This is a genomic window from Vibrio sp. 2033 (genome assembly GCF_033339735.1).
Map to the genome: position 1 here is coordinate 1 of NZ_JAWOVC010000351.1, position 702 is coordinate 702.

At 42.7% G+C, this 702-nt stretch carries 1 protein-coding gene; it reads right to left on the reverse strand.

Annotation, left to right across the window (positions count from 1 at the left end; genetic code table 11):
- Nucleotides 1-451 (reverse strand): glycosyl hydrolase 2 galactose-binding domain-containing protein (locus R7P74_RS26535; protein ID WP_443293431.1); only part of this gene is annotated, 451 nt, incomplete at its 3' end.
- Nucleotides 452-702: the final 251 nt, after the last annotated feature.

Genomic DNA, 702 nt, shown 5'->3' on the forward strand with positions numbered 1-702 from the left:
TGCCCATTGCCGATGGAATAGGAAATGGCAGTTTTTTTGCTCTTGCGATACCTTCTAAATCCACCCGAGCAAACTCAACCCGAATTGTGTTAGTACCTTGTTTTAAATACGGTTTAATATCCACACGTTGCTGGGCAAACATATTGCTGCTAGTTAGTACTCGCTCACCATTGATAAAGAACTGAGCCAAAGTGTCAACGCGAGTCAGCGTCATCCAAATATGAGAAGCGCGCAGCGTGGAATCGCCCACTTCAAACTGTCGTTCAATATGCCAATCACATTCTTCGATCCAGCGGACTTTGGCTTCGTTGTCAGCAAAGTAAGGATTGGGGATGAGCTCTGCTTGCAATAATGCCGATACATTATCGCCGGGCAAATTCATAGGAATATCGATATCTGGACGCTGTGGCGAGGTAAGTTGCCACGTCCCGTTGAGTTCAATTTGAGCCATAGGGTAAAACCTTTAATTTTTATTAGAACAGGTTGGCTCAATGTAATTCTGATGAGTCCCTACAAGAATAAGGGGAATGTCATTTACAAACGAAATGCGGCGCACTTCACGCCAAAATTTCAGTCAAAATCTCTGCAAAAAAATCAGAGGCTTGGCTAAAGTGTTAAAAATTAATCTAAATCTACGGTTATATTCGCTATCTCGACATGTTACCATCAGCGGCTTTTTGAACATCCTCACACTTTTCATCG